Annotated in this window: 17 protein-coding genes; 12 read left to right on the top strand and 5 right to left on the bottom strand. The window is 54.0% G+C overall.

Annotation, left to right across the window (positions count from 1 at the left end; all coding sequences use genetic code 11):
• The 7 genes from C5O24_RS13910 to C5O24_RS01290 form a co-directional block, all read left to right on the top strand.
• The coding region (locus C5O24_RS13910; RefSeq protein WP_338418701.1) for an NAD(P)/FAD-dependent oxidoreductase at positions 1-1,056 on the top strand (1,056 nt) is incomplete at its 5' end.
• A gap of 86 nt (positions 1,057-1,142) precedes the next feature.
• Entirely contained in the window at positions 1,143-1,700 is a 558-nt protein-coding gene (locus C5O24_RS01315; protein WP_107035729.1) for a DUF4924 family protein, read from the top strand.
• 14 nt (positions 1,701-1,714) lie between these two features.
• A complete protein-coding gene (locus tag C5O24_RS01310) occupies positions 1,715-2,767 on the top strand; it encodes a TlpA disulfide reductase family protein (RefSeq protein WP_107035730.1) in 1,053 nt (350 codons plus the stop codon).
• A 166-nt stretch (positions 2,768-2,933) separates the two neighbouring features.
• On the top strand, positions 2,934-4,409 hold the full coding sequence (locus C5O24_RS01305; protein ID WP_107035731.1) for a DUF1846 domain-containing protein: 1,476 nt from the start codon (positions 2,934-2,936) through the stop codon (positions 4,407-4,409).
• A 255-nt stretch (positions 4,410-4,664) separates the two neighbouring features.
• Positions 4,665-5,099 carry a Fur family transcriptional regulator gene (locus tag C5O24_RS01300; protein WP_107035732.1) on the top strand — a complete coding sequence of 145 codons (435 nt, stop codon included), beginning with the start codon at positions 4,665-4,667 and terminating at the stop codon, positions 5,097-5,099.
• Positions 5,100-5,108: 9 nt separating this feature from the next.
• The gene (gene rbr / locus C5O24_RS01295) at positions 5,109-5,651 is read left to right on the top strand and encodes a rubrerythrin (RefSeq protein WP_107035733.1); all 543 of its coding nucleotides are present in this window, start codon (positions 5,109-5,111) and stop codon (positions 5,649-5,651) included.
• 14 nt (positions 5,652-5,665) lie between these two features.
• Complete coding sequence (locus C5O24_RS01290) at positions 5,666-6,307, top strand: flavin reductase family protein (protein WP_107035734.1); 642 nt, start codon at positions 5,666-5,668, stop codon at positions 6,305-6,307.
• A gap of 115 nt (positions 6,308-6,422) precedes the next feature.
• Here the strand turns inward: C5O24_RS01290 and C5O24_RS01285 are convergent, their stop codons facing one another.
• Genes C5O24_RS01285 through ilvA form a run of 5 tightly spaced genes read right to left on the bottom strand, consistent with a single transcriptional unit; the run spans position 6,423 to position 12,174 of the window.
• On the bottom strand, positions 6,423-6,917 hold the full coding sequence (locus C5O24_RS01285; RefSeq protein WP_107035735.1) for an SPOR domain-containing protein: 495 nt from the start codon (positions 6,915-6,917) through the stop codon (positions 6,423-6,425).
• A 27-nt stretch (positions 6,918-6,944) separates the two neighbouring features.
• Complete coding sequence (locus tag C5O24_RS01280) at positions 6,945-7,457, bottom strand: metallophosphoesterase family protein (RefSeq protein ID WP_107035736.1); 513 nt, start codon at positions 7,455-7,457, stop codon at positions 6,945-6,947.
• Positions 7,454-9,550, bottom strand: a complete 2,097-nt coding sequence (locus C5O24_RS01275; protein ID WP_133165424.1) for a hypothetical protein — start codon at positions 9,548-9,550, stop codon at positions 7,454-7,456. The genes C5O24_RS01280 and C5O24_RS01275 overlap by 4 nt, the downstream gene beginning before the upstream one ends.
• 5 nt (positions 9,551-9,555) lie before the next feature.
• Positions 9,556-10,926: an alkaline phosphatase gene (locus C5O24_RS01270; protein ID WP_107035738.1), complete on the bottom strand. Its 1,371-nt coding sequence runs from the start codon at positions 10,924-10,926 to the stop codon at positions 9,556-9,558.
• A gap of 45 nt (positions 10,927-10,971) precedes the next feature.
• Positions 10,972-12,174, bottom strand: coding sequence for a threonine ammonia-lyase (gene ilvA, locus C5O24_RS01265; RefSeq protein WP_107035739.1), 1,203 nt, complete (start codon positions 12,172-12,174; stop codon positions 10,972-10,974).
• A gap of 123 nt (positions 12,175-12,297) precedes the next feature.
• Here ilvA and C5O24_RS01260 point away from each other — a divergent pair, with 123 nt between their 5' ends.
• From C5O24_RS01260 to C5O24_RS01240, 5 genes are read left to right on the top strand one after another with little or no spacing between them, the layout of a single operon-like run.
• Positions 12,298-13,143 (top strand): ABC transporter ATP-binding protein, encoded by an 846-nt coding sequence (locus tag C5O24_RS01260; protein WP_107035740.1) that lies wholly within the window; start codon positions 12,298-12,300, stop codon positions 13,141-13,143.
• Positions 13,140-13,970, top strand: a complete 831-nt coding sequence (locus C5O24_RS01255) for a hypothetical protein (RefSeq protein ID WP_107035741.1) — start codon at positions 13,140-13,142, stop codon at positions 13,968-13,970. Before C5O24_RS01260 ends, C5O24_RS01255 begins: the two co-directional genes overlap by 4 nt.
• A gap of 39 nt (positions 13,971-14,009) precedes the next feature.
• Positions 14,010-14,372, top strand: a complete 363-nt coding sequence (locus tag C5O24_RS01250; RefSeq protein ID WP_107035742.1) for a GntR family transcriptional regulator — start codon at positions 14,010-14,012, stop codon at positions 14,370-14,372.
• On the top strand, positions 14,369-15,199 hold the full coding sequence (locus C5O24_RS01245; protein WP_107681348.1) for a hypothetical protein: 831 nt from the start codon (positions 14,369-14,371) through the stop codon (positions 15,197-15,199). The genes C5O24_RS01250 and C5O24_RS01245 overlap by 4 nt, the downstream gene beginning before the upstream one ends.
• Before the next feature lie 24 nt (positions 15,200-15,223).
• Complete coding sequence (locus C5O24_RS01240) at positions 15,224-16,327, top strand: DUF4934 domain-containing protein (RefSeq protein ID WP_107035744.1); 1,104 nt, start codon at positions 15,224-15,226, stop codon at positions 16,325-16,327.
• Positions 16,328-16,415: the final 88 nt, after the last annotated feature.

The following is a 16,415-nucleotide window of genomic DNA, read 5'->3' as shown; positions in this document are numbered from 1 at the left end:
TTCTGCCAGCACGGCGCACAGACCGACATACTGGCAGACGCACATCCACATATAGGCACCGACCGTCTGCCGGAAGTAATCAAGGCCATGCGCCACACCATCGAACGCTGCGGCGGAGAGGTGAGGTTTTCCACCCGTGCCGAACAGATCATCACCGATGAATCGGGACATGCCACAGGAGTCTCGACCGGCCGCGGCGACATCCGCGGCAAGGTGATACTGGCCACCGGCCACTCGGCGCGCGACGTCTACCGCACTCTGCGCGCTTCGGGGATAGGCATGGAGGCGAAAGGGATAGCCATAGGAGTCCGCCTCGAACATCCGCAGGCTCTGATTGACCGCATACGCTACCACAGCAAGGAGGGTCGTGGCAAATATCTTCCGGCGGCAGAATATACGATGCTGACCAGGGTGGAGAACCGCGGCGTTTACTCGTTCTGCATGTGTCCTGGCGGATTCATCATACCCGCTTCGAGCGAACCCGGGCTACTGGTGGTCAACGGCATGTCGCCCTCCAACCGCGGCACACGCTGGGCCAACTCCGGCATGGTAGTGGAGCTGCTCCCTGAGGATGTGGCCACACCCGAAGGTGAAGATGAGACATTGCGCATGATGCTATATCAGGAGGAGATCGAGCGACGCTTTTTCAATGCTGGCGACGGCACACAGAAAGCTCCCGCACAGCGCATGACCGACTTCGTCGCCGGCCGTGACTCCGACACTCTTCCGCCATCGTCGTATGCCCCCGGACTTTATCCAGCGAGAGTGGACAAGCTTCTGCCCGACTGCATCTCGCGCCGGCTGCGAAAGGGTTTTGAAGAGATGGGACGCAAAAACCGCGGATTCCTGACTCAGGAAGCCACCGTGATCGGCGACGAAACGCGCACATCGGCTCCCGTAAGACTCGTGCGCGACCCTTCCACACTGCAGTCGCTGACCACTCCAGGACTGTTTCCTTGCGGCGAAGGAGCCGGATATGCCGGCGGAATCGTGTCGGCTGCAATCGACGGCGAGCGCTGCGCCGAGGCTCTCGCCGCATCACTACAATCTAACTGACACTCTATGCCGGCAAACTCATTAGAGAGAACAGTGTTTAACTTAAGACGGATCTATCCTGACTGAACTCCAAACAAGTAAAACAAATGTTTACCGCATCCGAAAAAAGAAAAGAGAATATAGCCGAATATCTGCTGTATATGTGGCAGATAGAGGACATCATACGCGCCAACGATCTCGACATAGACCGCATAAAGGCCAACGTGATAGACCGCTACACAGGCCTGTCGGACGAGCAGCGCCTACAGATGACCGAATGGTATGAGAGCCTGATCGACATGATGCGCCGCGAGGGTGTGGCAAAAAGCGGGCATCTGCAACTCAACCGCAACGTGATAGTGCAGCTCGTGGATCTGCATATGGCACTGCTCAAAGATCCACGCTTTGCCGAATATACCGCCGAATTTTACCGCACGCTACCCTACATAGTGGAACTTCGCGCCAAAAGCGGCGACGAACGGCCCGGAGAGATTGAAACCTGCTTCAACGCACTCTACGGAATGCTTATGTTACGGCTACAGCACAAAGAGATCACCGATGCCACACGCCAGGCCATCACGCAGATATCAAAATTCATCGCCCTGCTGGCCCACAACTTCAAGCTCGACGAAAACGATGAATTATTCCAGCAAGAACAACAATAACCAATATCACTGATATGAAACTACCATTCATGACCCTTGCAGCCGGAGCATTCCTGGCAGTATCGTGCGCCAATGCGGCCACAGCGACCGACAACTACACTGTCACTCTCCCGCTTTCGGAGGATGAGGATGGCCTGACAGCCTACATCATCGACTTCGACACAAGTGCCAAACTTGACTCGACGGTGGTTGATGGCGGAAAAGCCATCTTCAAAGGCACTGTGACCACTCCGGTGTTTGCCCGGGTGATCCTCGACGGCAACCGTGCCGGACAGTTTGTGCTCGAAGAGGGCGACATAGCCTTAAATCCGGCCAACCGCATGGCCACAGGCTCACCGACCAACGACGCCCTCGTCAACCTCATGTCGGAGCAGCAAAAGCACGTGGCCGAATACCGTCAGCTCGGCGACACCCCCGAGGATAAAGCAAAAAAGAAAGAAATACAGCAGAGCAATAACGATCTGTTTGAAAACGCTCTCAAGGCCAATGCCGGCAATCCGCTCGGTTACTACCTCTTCCTTCAGCAGTGCTACGGATATGATCTGCCCACATTCGACGCCAAACTCAAGGAATATCCGCAGTTTGCCGATTCGAAACGCGTGCAGACACTCCGTCAGGGTCTTATAAACAAAGAGGAGACATCAGTAGGCCACAAATTCAAGGATTTCGAGATCACCTACGACGGCAAGACCTCACGTCTGAGCGACTATGTGGGTCGCGGCAAATACACGCTTGTCGACTTCTGGGCGAGCTGGTGCGGTCCATGTATCCGCGAGACCAGAGTCATCAAGGAACTCTACGAAGAGTATGGCCCAAAAGGCCTTGACGTGCTTGGCGTAGCCGTATGGGACGAACCTGCCAACACACTCCGCGCCATAGAGCAGCATGAACTGCCCTGGCCGCAGATCCTCAATGGCCAGAATATTCCGACCGATCTCTACGGTATCGCCGGAATACCATGCATCATACTTTTTGATCCGGAGGGCAATATCATAAGCCGCGACAAGCAGGACGACGAACTCCGCGCCGATGTGGCCGCAGCCATGTCGAAAGCATCTGTAAAGTAATCGCCCGGAGTATATTCCCGACTGAAAAAGCATTCAAAGACTGCGCCGTAATGAATCATGCATTACGGCGCAGGTTTTTTATCGCAGCTTTTATAAAAACATTTGTGAAATACGGCGGTATCAGACGAACTATTACAGCAAAAAATTCGTAACTTTGCATCCCGTTATGAAATACGGATTTGACAACGACAAGTATCTCAAGATACAGAGCGAGCACATAAAGGAACGCATCGCTCAGTTTGGCAACAAACTATATCTGGAACTGGGAGGCAAACTGTTTGACGACTATCACGCGAGCCGCGTATTGCCAGGATTCCAGCCCGACAGCAAACTCCGGATGCTCAGCCAACTCAACGATCACGCGGAAATAGTGATCGTGATCAGCGCCATTGACATTGAGAAAAACAAGGTACGCACGGATCTTGGCATAACATACGACATGGATGTGCTGAGACTTCGCGACGAATTCCAGAAACGCGGATTTATGGTAAGTTCGGTGGTCATCACCCACTACAACGGGCAGAAAAGCGCCGACGCCTTCCGTCAGCGCCTTGAACGTCTCGGCATCACCACCTACTACCACTACACGATCGACGGCTATCCGACCAACGTGGATCTGATAGCCTCCGAAGAGGGCTTTGGCAAAAACGATTATGTCAAGACCACACGACCGCTTGTTATAGTAACGGCTCCCGGCCCCGGCAGCGGCAAGATGGCCGTATGTCTCAGCCAGCTGTACAACGAACACAAGCGCGGCATAGAGGCCGGCTATGCCAAGTTTGAAACGTTCCCAGTGTGGAGTCTGCCACTGAAACATCCGGTCAACATAGCCTATGAGGCTGCCACAGCCGACCTCAACGATGTGAACATGATAGACCCGTTTCATCTCGAGGCGTACGGCAAGACCGCAATCAACTACAACCGCGACATAGAGATCTTCCCGGTGCTCGACTCCATATTCGAAGGGATCTACGGCCACAACCCATACAAGTCACCCACCGACATGGGAGTAAATATGGTAGGCTTCTGCATCAATGACGACGAGATATGCTGCCAGGCTTCCAAAAACGAGATAGTCAGACGCTACTTCACCGCCCTCAACCGTCTGGCACAAGGTGACTGCTGCGACTCTGAGGTGGACAAGATAGCACTGCTTTTCAAACAGGCCAATATCGACACCAAGTTCCGCCGCACCATAGCCGCTGCCAGAGAACGCGCCGAACAGACCGGCGTGGCCTGCTCGGCTATAGAACTGCAGGACGGCACCATAATCACCGGCGGATCAAGCGCGCTTCTCGGTCCGAGTGCCGCCGTGATACTCAACGCCATCAAGCATCTTGCCGGCATAGACCATTCGGTGAAGCTGATACCACAGGATATGATCGAGCCTATACAGCACACCAAGACAACGTATCTGCAGGGACATAACCCGAGACTGCACACCGATGAGGTGCTGGTGGCTCTTTCGGTATTGAGCACACACGACGAGAACTGCCGTCGCGCACTTGAGAAACTGCCAGAGCTCAACGGATGTGAAGCCCACTGCACTGTGATGCTTGGCGAAGTAGACCATAAGATATTCAAGAAACTGAAGGTGGGGTTGACTTGCGATCCCGCAAAAAAAAGACCCTCGTCAATATGATCTGACCGAGGCAGGAAATACTGCAGCTGTCGTATAAACGGATACGTGAATATCAATTCATAAAAACCGGCCGAGCGACATCCCGATATTACTGAACCGCGCTCCATGGATATTTGTTTTATCCGTGGAGCGCGCTCCGTATCTGTCAACAAATTTCAGCAGATGTTAATAATCAACAAAACCTTCTGTGAACACTTGCACAGGTGATGTATTTGATATAACTTTGTATTCAGTACAATATGCCATTAGGATTCAATGATTAAAACAGACCGTAACAGACTCCACTATAGACTGAGCGAAGCGGACATACGTCCGTCGATGCAGCGGCTTGCCATTTTAGAATACATCAATTCGTGCTACTGCCATCCGACAGCCGACGAAGTGTATTCCGAACTGGTCAAAGAGCATCCGACACTGTCGCGCACCACAGTGTTCAGCAGCCTGAAACTGTTGTCGGAAAAAGGCCTTGTCAACAACATAGACATATCGTCGGACTCCACACGCTATGACGCCGCCGACCGTCAGCCCCATGGCCACTTCATGTGCAAGGAGTGCCGCCGCATATTCGACATCACGCTCGACATGTCGTCACTTCGGCTTCCCGACGAATATGTATGCAACAATGTAAACGTTTTTTTTAAGGGCATCTGTCCTGAATGTAACCAAAATATCTCAACAACAACAAAATAACACACGATTATGAAAGACTTAAAAGGCACCAAAACCGAACAGAATCTCCAGCAGGCATTTGCCGGCGAATCTATGGCTCGAAACAAGTACACCTATTTCGCATCAAAGGCACGTAAAGACGGCTACGAACAGATCGCCGCCATATTTGAAGAAACAGCCCACAACGAAAAGGAGCACGCCAAGCTCTGGTACAAACTGCTCCACGGAGGCGAAATTTCCGACACCATGGACAACCTCCGCGAAGCTGCCGAAGGAGAGAACTACGAATGGACCGACATGTATTCGCGCATGGCCGAAGAGGCCGAGGCCGAGGGATTTCCCGAAATAGCCTTCCGCTTCCGTGCCGTAGCCGAGATAGAGAAACATCACGAGGAACGTTACCGTCGCCTGCTCAAAAACATTGAGGAGGGACTGGTATTCTCCCGCGACGGTGACATGGTGTGGATATGCCGCAACTGCGGACATATCGTAGTAGGCAAAAAAGCTCCCGAGGTATGTCCTGTGTGCCTGCACTCGCGCTGCTTCTTCGAGCTTGAGGCACAGAACTATTAAACGACACACAAATCATGAACCTTACTCCTCTTCAAAAGATCACCTACGGGCTGTATGTGGTCGGATGCTACTCCGACGACAGGCCCGTAGGGTGTATCATCAACACCTGTTTTCAGGTGACAAGCGAAAATCCGGTTCTGGCGATATCGCTCAACAAAAACAACTTCACCCTTGATGCCATACGGCGCAACCCACGCTTCAGCCTTTCAATCCTGGCCGAAGATACAGATCCGTCGATCATCGGCAAATTCGGTTTTTGCTCGAGCCGCGACAACGACAAATATTCCGGCTACGGATATAAGGATCTTGACGGCGCGCCGGCCGTAAATGGCAAATTCTGCGGGCGGCTCATTCTTGACGCGTTCGACTTTGTCGACTGCGGGACGCACATAATTGTCATAGGACGCCTGAAGGCCACCTATGAAGGTGAGGGACGTCCGATGACATACTCCTACTATCATGAAGTGATCAAGGGCAGTGCTCCGAAAAACGCACCGACCTATCGCGAAGAGCCGGCATCCGAAACGCAACCGGCGGCAAAACGTGTCTATAAATGCGACGTATGCGGATATACTGTAGAGTGCGACGGCGAACTGCCTGCCGACTTTACCTGTCCGATCTGCGGCGTAGACCGCTCACACTTCAAAGAGGTCTAATCCACACACTGTGACTATGAATCTTCCGTCAATGGATAGTAAAAACACACTCTTTAATCAAAAAGCCTTGCGAAACGATGGACGCAAGGCTTTTTGCTTTGTTCTAAAAAATCTGTCAGCGCGGCGAGATGACGAATGGCAGCGGAGCACGCAGCTTCACCGATGCGTCGGACTGCAGTCTGCGTATTTCAGCGGCTGCCTGCGATGCTGTATCGGTAGACATTGTCACGACATAGTACAAAGGCTGCGGCGAAGCCAGCACTGCAGTAGAGGCATATCCTGACGCGATAAGACGCTGACGCATCTGGCGGGCATTGAATATCTGCCTGAACTGACCGACAACGACATTGTAATTACGGATCTGCGAGGATGTCAGTCCCTCTCCGGCCACAGCGCTGACAGGCTGCATGAGCAACTGCAGAGTGTCGCCGTCGATCACTTTAGGATGAGGCTGCGCATAGCGCTCAAGCCGGTGGGATGACGTGCTCACCGTATCGGCATTCTCGTATCTCTGCTTCGCCACCTCGTAGGCCTGGCGATAATTGGCTTCATTTGTCTTACAGCCTGCGAGCAGAGCGCAGGCCGATAATAAGATCATCAGTTTCTTCATAAGTATGCGTTCAAATTTAATCGATTATCAATTGTCTCCACCATAGTGACGGCCAAGAGTGATCACATCAAGATCACGTATGTCGCCGGCATCGAGAATCAGCCTCACAAGCGTGCGTTCTCTCTGCCAGCCCTGCTCGCCTGCCGCTCCCGGATTGACATGAAGCAGTCCCAGCTCCGGATCGGGCATGACCTTAAGGATATGGGAATGGCCGCAGACCATAAGCCGGATACCGTCGGCCGCGAGCAACTTTTTCATACCAGGACGATATCGACCCGGGTATCCGCCGATATGAGTCAGCAACACCTTCACTCCCTCCACTTCAAATTCGAGGAGTTCGGGGCACTCCCGACGCACTTCGCCTGAATCGATATTGCCACTGACGGCTCTCACCACAGGCGCACACTCACGCAGCCGCTGCAGCAGACCGATATCGCCAATATCACCCGCATGCCACACTTCGTCGCATCCGTCGAAATGCGCGGCATAGCGCGGATCCCATTTAGAATGAGTATCGCTCAGTATTCCGATCCGTTTCATTGCTGTAATAATTCATCTGTCAGCCTTATAACCCTTACATTGTCGACAAGCACCAGATCTGCCGCCGACGACCCTCCGAGATTGTCAACAACCGACAGAACTATATCGTTCGATCCCTTACGTAGCCGAGCCCTTACGCTCGACGAGTATCCGGTGGATAACCACCAGCCCCCGCCACGCGGCGGCATCACTACCATGCCGACATCCTCACCGTTGACCGTCACTCGGCGCAACGCCGTGGCCGACGGCAATCCTGCCGATCCGTTACCGTTGGCATAACAAATATCTATAAGGCAATCCACCTCGTCGGACTCTGTCGCCGTAACCTTAATATCGGCCAATCCCCCACGACCCGACTCCACATAGCGGCGTGATGTGCGCCGGTCGCGCACGAGATCCGTGCCAGAACGATTGCACTCCTCGACCTCATACCGGCTCACAGCCCCACGCGGCACACAGAATCTCGGCATAGAACAGAAGCCCGACAATCCGTCGTCAGCCACACCTACCACTGCCGCCACCGACGTCGAAACCAGTCCGGATACTGACACCTCAGGCGATGTCAGTCTGACATCCCGAAGTCCGTTGACAACCATATAATAATCAAGCGAAACGGAATAATCGGCTATACGTCCCGACGACATCGACCGCCATACCACCTCCGGCGTCGGCGGGCACCATTGCAGCCCGACATCCTTGACGCCTACCTCGGTCATCGTATTATTGGCCATTAGTATCTCGACCTTGTGATACCCGCTTAGAGAGTCAGCGATATTGTAAGTCACAGAGGGCACCCCGTCAATCTCAAAACGTGCGACACGATTGCCAAAGCCCTTTATCGCCACATCGACCACCGCATCACCATAGCGCAACCCATTCAGTGAGAGACCACCCCCAAGACACTGCGGCACCGACGGATGAAAACCAATTGTCGCCGGCTGCAAACCGATCCCAAAAACAACACGCATCACCAGCAGGGCGAGCCATGATGAAGCGCCGCTCTCGGGCTCTGACGCATGAAGCCGGCACAGCGAAGCGATGGCTGCCAGCAGAGATTCCTCGCGCGAATCCATGACCGCAGCCATGGCCCAGAGAGTCTGCATCATCGGAGCACCGGTTAAAGCCGCCTCCACCTTCATGCCCGCCATGAGCGGATATAAATCGGGCACCATACCCCGAATGTAACCTGTCCGCGACAACACCGACGACACCATCGGCTCTGACGCCACACCCCATATCATTGCCATCGCCTGACCGATATTGTCAGTCACAGGCGCCTGCATATCCATCAACCTGCCACCATAGAGATAAGCACTGTAACGTCCACGCGACGGATCCCACAGAAGCGAATTGACACGCCTCCTCACATAACTGGCACCTACTGCCGGACACTCTCCGCCGGCATCCGCCACAGCCCTCATACGCTCCAACGCGGCAATTGCCTCTGCAAGAGCCACATTGGCGGTCAGCGACACCGACTCGAAACGCCGCACCGCATCAGCCCAGCGCGGATACGGCAGCTGCTGCTCCCCGCTCCATGCCGGCATACTGCCGCGAAGCAGTCCGAGCGACGAATCCCATCCGACCTCAAGCGAACGCGCGATAATATCCTGCGCGACACCGTAAGCCTCGCGTAGCCAAACCGTATCGGATGTGGCACAGAACGCGCTCCATGCCGCCGGTATCCAGAGCAAAGCTCCCTCAGAGATAGGCCACCCGCCAAAATCAGTCTGACAGGCCTGCCGACGCAACATCGCCACAGCACCATCAGGATCGAGCAAACTTCCTCCGACAGCCACAGCCATGTCAGCCTCCAATCCCCCGCAGGACGAATCACTGGCAAGCATCATGCCGAACCGGCTGATACCATCGGCAAAAACAGCATCGATCAACGGCGAAGGCGAAGCAAGAGGCGAGGCTGCGGCCAGTGAATCATCGGGCATCCAGACACTACCGTCGGCCTTAGTGATTCCGGTCAGGCTCACCAGACAACCATCGCTCTCATAGACCGCACTGATATGCTCATGGCGATCGGTGCAGGCACCGACCGCCATGGCAGCCGCAAGCGGCAAAAGATGACGCAAGCCGATCATAGGCCTCAGAGCCCTACGGCTTTCATGATTTTAACCGGAATGTCGACATTGTCCTGCGCCGGCGCGAACAACTGCAGTCCCTCGCCCTCGGCAAACACCGGAACAACAGCCCCCGAGTGGTCGCCGGTAGTCCATCCCACGCCGGTCAGAGCGCTCATCAGATCATACACCTTATCAGTAAAACGGTCGAAGCTGCTGTAGAGGGTCGACTTCTTATCGCCACCCATGTGAGACAGCGTGGTCTCATACAGAGCCTTCAGAGCTTCCTCGTCGGCTTCATCCACAGCCACCGCGCCGAACAATCCCACACGGCGGGCAAGCTCACCCTTCATATCCTCCCATGCCGGAGCGTTGCCCGACTTGATGACCGAAGATGTCCATTCGGCGAACGCATCCTTCGACATACGCTGATGAGCCAGAAGATCAAGCCTCTGATTATAGTGATGACGCAGCGAGGCCATACCCATTCCACCGGTTTCATGATCGGCGGTGACGACTATCAGCGCCTCACCCGGATGGCTGGCCGCGAACTGCCTCACCAATCCTATCGACCGGTCGAAATCCAGAGTCTGCATCACCACCGTAGCCGCATCATTGGAGTGAGCCGCATGGTCGATAGTGCCACCCTCCACCATCATGAAGAAACCGTCGGGACTTACCCGCATGAGATGCTTCAGACAACTCTCGGTGAGATCCGCCAGCGTCAGCACTCCGGCGATAGAATCGATAGTATAACCGACATTGTTTTTCTTCACTGAATCGGTGTTGAGCATCATCACTCTGCGCGACGTCGACTTTGCGGCCGCCTCACGGCCACGAACCACATCGACCCCTGCATCGGCCAACCGTGCCATCAGATCAGTGTTTTTAGCGCCGCGCAGATTGGCTCCCCCGATAAACTCATAGCCAGAGCGCGCCGCATCGCAGCCTATCTCATAGTACATGCTGCGACGTGGCACATGGGCATAGAACGCCCCCGGCGTCGCATCGTCGGGCGCAACCGTAGTCACCAGTCCGACACCGAACCCGTTGTCGTGAAACCGTGCGGCTATCGACTGCACCGCTACAGTATCGGCATCCATACCGAGCATTCCGTTGCGCGTCTTGTGCCCACAAGCCAACGCCGTACCGGCAGCCGCCGAATCGGTGACCGGCGACGACGCCGAATAGGTCTGCGACATCGAAGCCACAGGCATCTGCAGCATCTGCAGCATAGCCCCATCGCCATCCACAGCATTAAGGAAACCCTGGGCTGCCGAAACAGCCCCCATGCCCATACCGTCGCCGATCATATAGAACACATATTTCGGATTTCCGGCAAAAACTGTCAACGACGCAGCAAACGACGCAGCAAGAAAAACGTTACGCAACTTCATATAAACAACTGTTCAATTAATAAAACCGGCAAGCAATCCCGCATATCACTGTTTCACGTCGAAACCGTTCTCGCGCAAAGCCTTTTTGATATCGGCGATATGCTGCAGATTGCGGGTTTCCATCTCCACACGGAGAGTACAGCCATTGATCTGGGTATGGCTTGAATTGCGCTCATGCTGCACGGAGAGGATATTGGCTCCATGATCGCCGATGATGCTGCACACCTTCGACAGCTGTCCCGGCTTATCCGAGAGGTCGATCGCGATGGTAGCGTCTCGGCCGCTCTTGACAAGTCCGCGTGTGATCACACGGTTGAGCGAAGTCACATCGATATTTCCGCCACTCACCAGACACACCACCTTCTTGCCCTTGACAGGCACCTTATCGAACATAGCAGCCGCCACCGACACCGCACCAGCGCCCTCGGCCACGAGCTTCTGCTCCTCGATAAGCTTGAGAATAGCTGCAGCGATCTCGTCGTCGCTCACGGTCACGATCTCGTCGACATACTTGCGGCACATCTCGAACGTATTGATTCCAGGCTCCTTGACCGCGATACCATCGGCTATCGTAGAAACGCTGTCGAGATGCAGACGCTCATTGCGCTTGAGCGAATCGGCCATCGAGGGAGCGCCCTCAGCCTGCACACCATAGACTTTCACCTCAGGCTTGAGAGTCTTCAGCGCGAACGCCACACCGGAGATAAGACCACCGCCACCCACAGGCACGATCACAGCCTCCACATCGGGCATCTCCTCGAGGATCTCAAGACCGATAGTGCCCTGTCCGGCGATCACGAGCGGATCATCGAACGGATGTATCAGCGTATATCCATGCTCCTTCTGCAGTTCCAGCGCCTTAGCATAGGCATCGTCGTAGACACCAGGCACCATCACCACTTCCGCTCCCAACCGCTTTGTCGCCTCCACTTTGGAGATCGGCGCACCCGCCGGCAGACAGATGATGCTCTTGATACCGTTGGCCGTAGCCGACAGCGCCACACCCTGCGCATGATTGCCCGCCGAGCAGGCTATCACACCCTTCTGAGCCTCTTCGGGTGTAAGCTGCGAGATCTTATAGTAAGCGCCACGGAGTTTGAATGCTCCGGTATGCTGAAGATTTTCAGGCTTGAGATACACCTGTGCGTCGGGATTTATCTTTGTAACACCTATAAGACGCGGATGACGCGCCACATCTTTAAGCACCTCTGCGGCATTGAACACCTGTGCTATGTCTAATTCTTCCATGATTGGTAATAGTTGTTTTTTTTGACTATCGCAAAGTTAGTAAATACATTTTTTTTGTGAAATATTTTTTGCGAATTAAAAATTATGCATACCTTTGCAGTGTACTATTTCACTATTACACTAATGCTCGAAATAAAAGACATCACATTCAGCTACGGCCGCCACCGGCCGCCCGTGCTCAACGACTTCTCGGCAAACATCCGCGACGGAGGCATCTACGGCCTGCTCGGCCGCAACGGCGCCGGAAAGTCGACCCTCCTCTACCTCGCCGCCGGCCTGCTCACCCCGCAGAGCGGACACGTGTATTACAACGGCACGGACACGCGCTTCCGCCGCCCCTCGACCCTGTCGGACATATTCATCGTGCCCGAAGAATTCTCGCTACCGAACATCAGACTCAGGGAGTTTCTGCGGCTCAACTCACGGTTTTATCCCAACTTCAGCCTTGACGACATGCGCCGCCACCTCGACACATTCGAACTGGAGTCGGATCTGCACCTCGGATCCCTGTCGATGGGCCAGAAGAAAAAAGCCTTCATGTGCTTCGCTCTCGCGTGCAACACCTCCCTGCTGCTGCTTGACGAACCCACCAACGGCCTTGACATACCGGGCAAAAGCCGATTCCGCAAATTTATCGTATCGTCGATGACCGACGACCGCACAATTCTGATCTCCACCCATCAGGTGCGCGACATAGACCGCATACTCGACCATGTGGTCATCACCGAACGCAGCCGGGTGCTGCTCGACCGCAGCACAGCCGAAATAACCGAACGCCTGCGGTTTGTCAACTCCGACTCCCCCGCCCTGATGCAGCAGGCACTGTTTGCCCAGCCGGCCGTGGGAGGCAGCGCTCTAATCCTGCCCAACGACAACCCCGATCATCCGACCGAACTCAACCTCGAGAGCCTTTTTGAGTATGCTCTTAACAATCCAGAAAGTCTAACCAGCAGATTCACACAGCAATGACAAACACCGACCGATTCAGCGCGGCAAGAACACTCAGCCTTACCGCCCTCTACATATCCGAAAACCGGCGCAAACTACTGCTCCGCACCGCCTTGTTAGTCGGAGTGATGATATGCATAGCCATAATAAACATCCCCTACAGCTACAATTGGGAAGAATGGCCTCAGAGAGAAGATATCAAACTCGGCGACATGACTGCGTTATATTACTTCGGAGGGTTGATACTGTCATGCCTGGGCTCATCACTGATGATGGAGGACATCAGAAGCAAAGAGGGCCGCATCAGACTGCTTATGCGCCCCACGCCAATAACCGAAACATTTCTATCGCGCTGGCTCATATACGTTATAGCCTTCCCGGTGATATTTCTACTATCTGTAGCACTCGCCGACGCAATCAGGGTAGGAATCGCAGCCATAACACTGCCCGACTATTATGCCGAATTCATTTTCAGGCCGATATTTATCGACAATGAAAACACGCGTTCAGTACTCGGCCCACCGCACTACCGCACCACATTCGTCGCATCCTTCATATACATCTACTTCTTCATCCAGTCGCTGTTTGTGCTCGGAAGCACGATATGGACCCGGAGCTCGTTTCTAAAAACATTTATTGTATTCGGGGCGCTGACAGCCATATATATGATATGCGCCATGATGACCGGAGAATATCTCATGTACGGAAAAATATGGCCCGAACATCTATGGATCAAGGATCATTTCAAAGAGATCATGTTCGCGATGGCGACAGCAGCTATCCTGTTCAACTGGACGCTGGGATGCATCAGACTTCATGAACTTGACGTGACCACCACCAAGCGATAGACGCGAAAGACCCAGATTGTCAACCCAATCAAAACCGACATGCAGTTTGACACCAACAAAGCGATATACCTGCAGATAGCCGACCACATTATGGACCGCATAATGGACGGCACCTTCAGCGCCGACCAGAGAGTGCCGTCAGTAAGAGAACTTGCCGCCGAAATGGAAGTGAACCCCAACACGACAGTCAGATCATACGAATGGCTTGAGCAACGTGGCATAATATTCAACCGTCGCGGCTGCGGATACTTTGTCGCCGCCAACGGCCACGAAATCGTCAGCGGAATGCGACGCGCCGAATTCTACGCCGATGAACTTCCACGGTTTTTCGAACGTATCCGCGCACTCGGCTGGACCACAATGGAACTCGCATCAGAATATGAAAATTTCTTAAAGCAATGAAAAAGACCACCATAATAATGATCGCCACCGCCATAGGCGGATTCATACTCACGCTCAGCGTGATTGCGATCACAACATCATACGGCATCAGAGCAGACATGTCGCCGATCGTCATCTCAAACGAATCCACAGAGAGCGTAGCCATAACCATGGCCGACAACATAGAAGTGACGCAACCCGAAGACCGGTATCTGGGCATTTCCCTATCCGCAGGCATCGAGATCATCGTAGCCGACACCACCGGCTCGCCCCGGGTGGAATATCCGTCGGGACTGGCTCCGTATATAACTGTCAGCGAACGCAACGGCAAACTCAATCTGCTCATAAGCCGACACGACGGCGACAGCTCCACCGGAAGAGGCTACTACCGACATATCGAGTGCTCCTATCCGATCCGCATCATCACACCGGCAGCTCCGGCAAAGATCAGAAGTACGCTCAGAGAGGTGCCTGTAGTCCTGAAAGACGCATCGACCGACAGCATCCATATGCAGATCAGAGGAACGACGCATTTCTACGACTGCCGCCTCGGCCTTGCGACAGTTAATCCGGACGACCTCGGCCAGTATCCATATATCAAGATCCAAAACACGTCGATATCCACCATTGCCTTAGGAGAGCGCACACTCCGACTGAGTATTAAGGCCGACTCACTTTCGACTGTCGAAGCCATCGACTGGCACAGCACACTGGATGCCGATGCAAGCTGCAGTCTGGAGACAGGCAGTCTGCGCATAGCCCGGATCTCATTCAGCAGCGTCAACGACAGTACGGACTTCGCGCTTCATACATCCGGAGCGTTCACACTCAACACCATAAGCAAGTAACTTTCAAAAAAACAATTCAACTCCATGAACACAAAAATCATCCTTTCGGCCACAGCCGCGATAGCCATGACATTATGCGCCTGCGGGAGCGATCAATCAGACAGACCGCTGACAGTAATCGACATCGAATCGCTGGTCGACGCTGCAGACACCGGCGAAGGACGGCTGGAGATGCTCATCCACCCCGAAGTAACCGACTCCACGATGCTCGGCATCAGCAATATAGCCGGAACGGTCGGCAACCGGCTGTTCGTATCGGACAAAGGTCAGCTTATCACCTTCGACACAAAGAGCGGCCGTTGCCTCGGCGCTTTCAACCGCCGCGGAGGCGGCCCCGGCGAATACCACAGCGCCATACAACCCTATCCAAGCGTTGACGGCAACGGCTGGGAAGTGTTTGATCTCATCAGCGACAAACTTTTTCGCTATGACCTGCACGGGAATCATCTCGGAACAATCGACACCCTGGGCATAGAACGCGACTTCCCCCTGCCCGGCGGCTACTGGGGCGGACTTACACACGCAAAGGATGGGGAAGAGTTGAGCCTGAAGATATTCGACCGCAACTGGCGCCTTACCGACTCCATACCCAGCGGAGCCTACTACCTCGTAGCCCACATGGGCAACTCGACCGTCGGCATGGGAGCCGACATCATAACCGGAAAAGATATAGCTTTAATCCAGTATAACTTCAACGACACACTCTACAGCATCGTCTCCGGTGAGAAGAACTTCAAACCATACGCCGTGATCGATCCCGGCAAATATGCCATCCCCGACCCGCGCAAATACTCCAATCTCGACGCATGGGAAGCTGACCGCAGAAACACCATCAGAGTGAGATTCATACCCTCGGCCGAACAGATGATGCTCGGATATATGTATGAGAACAAGCTGTATCTCCAGGTCGTAGACCTCACCGACGGCACACTGCTGTTTTCGAGAACTGTCGATCCCGACACCCGCGGCAAAGGCTTCGTGATGGACTATGACGGCAAGGAGGTGCTCACGATGCCGATACCATACAGCGACGGCGACGGCTTTTACTTCCTGATACTTGACGAATCAATGAGCGAGCTGACCGGAGTGGAGGACACCAATCCAGCCATTGTGAAAGTCAGATTCTGAGCCGTAAGCTCACATTGACAATCACATATTTTCCCGGATATTTTCCCAGATAGACTTTTTTAAGGAATAAAACGACAACCAAACATAC

It is taken from the genome of Paramuribaculum intestinale (genome assembly GCF_003024925.1).
GTDB lineage: Bacteria > Bacteroidota > Bacteroidia > Bacteroidales > Muribaculaceae > Paramuribaculum > Paramuribaculum intestinale.
The sequence above is the reverse complement of the archived record's forward strand: the minus strand, read 5'-3'. Positions and strand labels throughout refer to the sequence as shown.

Excerpts from the sequence above, each read along its gene's own strand:
- C5O24_RS01315 (WP_107035729.1), top strand. The coding sequence starts at position 1,143 with ATGTTTACCGCATCCGAAAAAAGAAAAGAGAATATAGCCGAATATCTG.
- C5O24_RS01310 (WP_107035730.1), top strand. The coding sequence starts at position 1,715 with ATGAAACTACCATTCATGACCCTTGCAGCCGGAGCATTCCTGGCAGTA.
- C5O24_RS01305 (WP_107035731.1), top strand. The coding sequence starts at position 2,934 with ATGAAATACGGATTTGACAACGACAAGTATCTCAAGATACAGAGCGAG.
- C5O24_RS01300 (WP_107035732.1), top strand. The coding sequence starts at position 4,665 with ATGATTAAAACAGACCGTAACAGACTCCACTATAGACTGAGCGAAGCG.
- rbr (WP_107035733.1), top strand. The coding sequence starts at position 5,109 with ATGAAAGACTTAAAAGGCACCAAAACCGAACAGAATCTCCAGCAGGCA.
- C5O24_RS01290 (WP_107035734.1), top strand. The coding sequence starts at position 5,666 with ATGAACCTTACTCCTCTTCAAAAGATCACCTACGGGCTGTATGTGGTC.
- C5O24_RS01285 (WP_107035735.1), bottom strand. The coding sequence starts at position 6,917 with ATGAAGAAACTGATGATCTTATTATCGGCCTGCGCTCTGCTCGCAGGC.
- C5O24_RS01280 (WP_107035736.1), bottom strand. The coding sequence starts at position 7,457 with ATGAAACGGATCGGAATACTGAGCGATACTCATTCTAAATGGGATCCG.
- C5O24_RS01275 (WP_133165424.1), bottom strand. The coding sequence starts at position 9,550 with ATGATCGGCTTGCGTCATCTTTTGCCGCTTGCGGCTGCCATGGCGGTC.
- C5O24_RS01270 (WP_107035738.1), bottom strand. The coding sequence starts at position 10,926 with ATGAAGTTGCGTAACGTTTTTCTTGCTGCGTCGTTTGCTGCGTCGTTG.
- ilvA (WP_107035739.1), bottom strand. The coding sequence starts at position 12,174 with ATGGAAGAATTAGACATAGCACAGGTGTTCAATGCCGCAGAGGTGCTT.
- C5O24_RS01260 (WP_107035740.1), top strand. The coding sequence starts at position 12,298 with ATGCTCGAAATAAAAGACATCACATTCAGCTACGGCCGCCACCGGCCG.
- C5O24_RS01255 (WP_107035741.1), top strand. The coding sequence starts at position 13,140 with ATGACAAACACCGACCGATTCAGCGCGGCAAGAACACTCAGCCTTACC.
- C5O24_RS01250 (WP_107035742.1), top strand. The coding sequence starts at position 14,010 with ATGCAGTTTGACACCAACAAAGCGATATACCTGCAGATAGCCGACCAC.
- C5O24_RS01245 (WP_107681348.1), top strand. The coding sequence starts at position 14,369 with ATGAAAAAGACCACCATAATAATGATCGCCACCGCCATAGGCGGATTC.
- C5O24_RS01240 (WP_107035744.1), top strand. The coding sequence starts at position 15,224 with ATGAACACAAAAATCATCCTTTCGGCCACAGCCGCGATAGCCATGACA.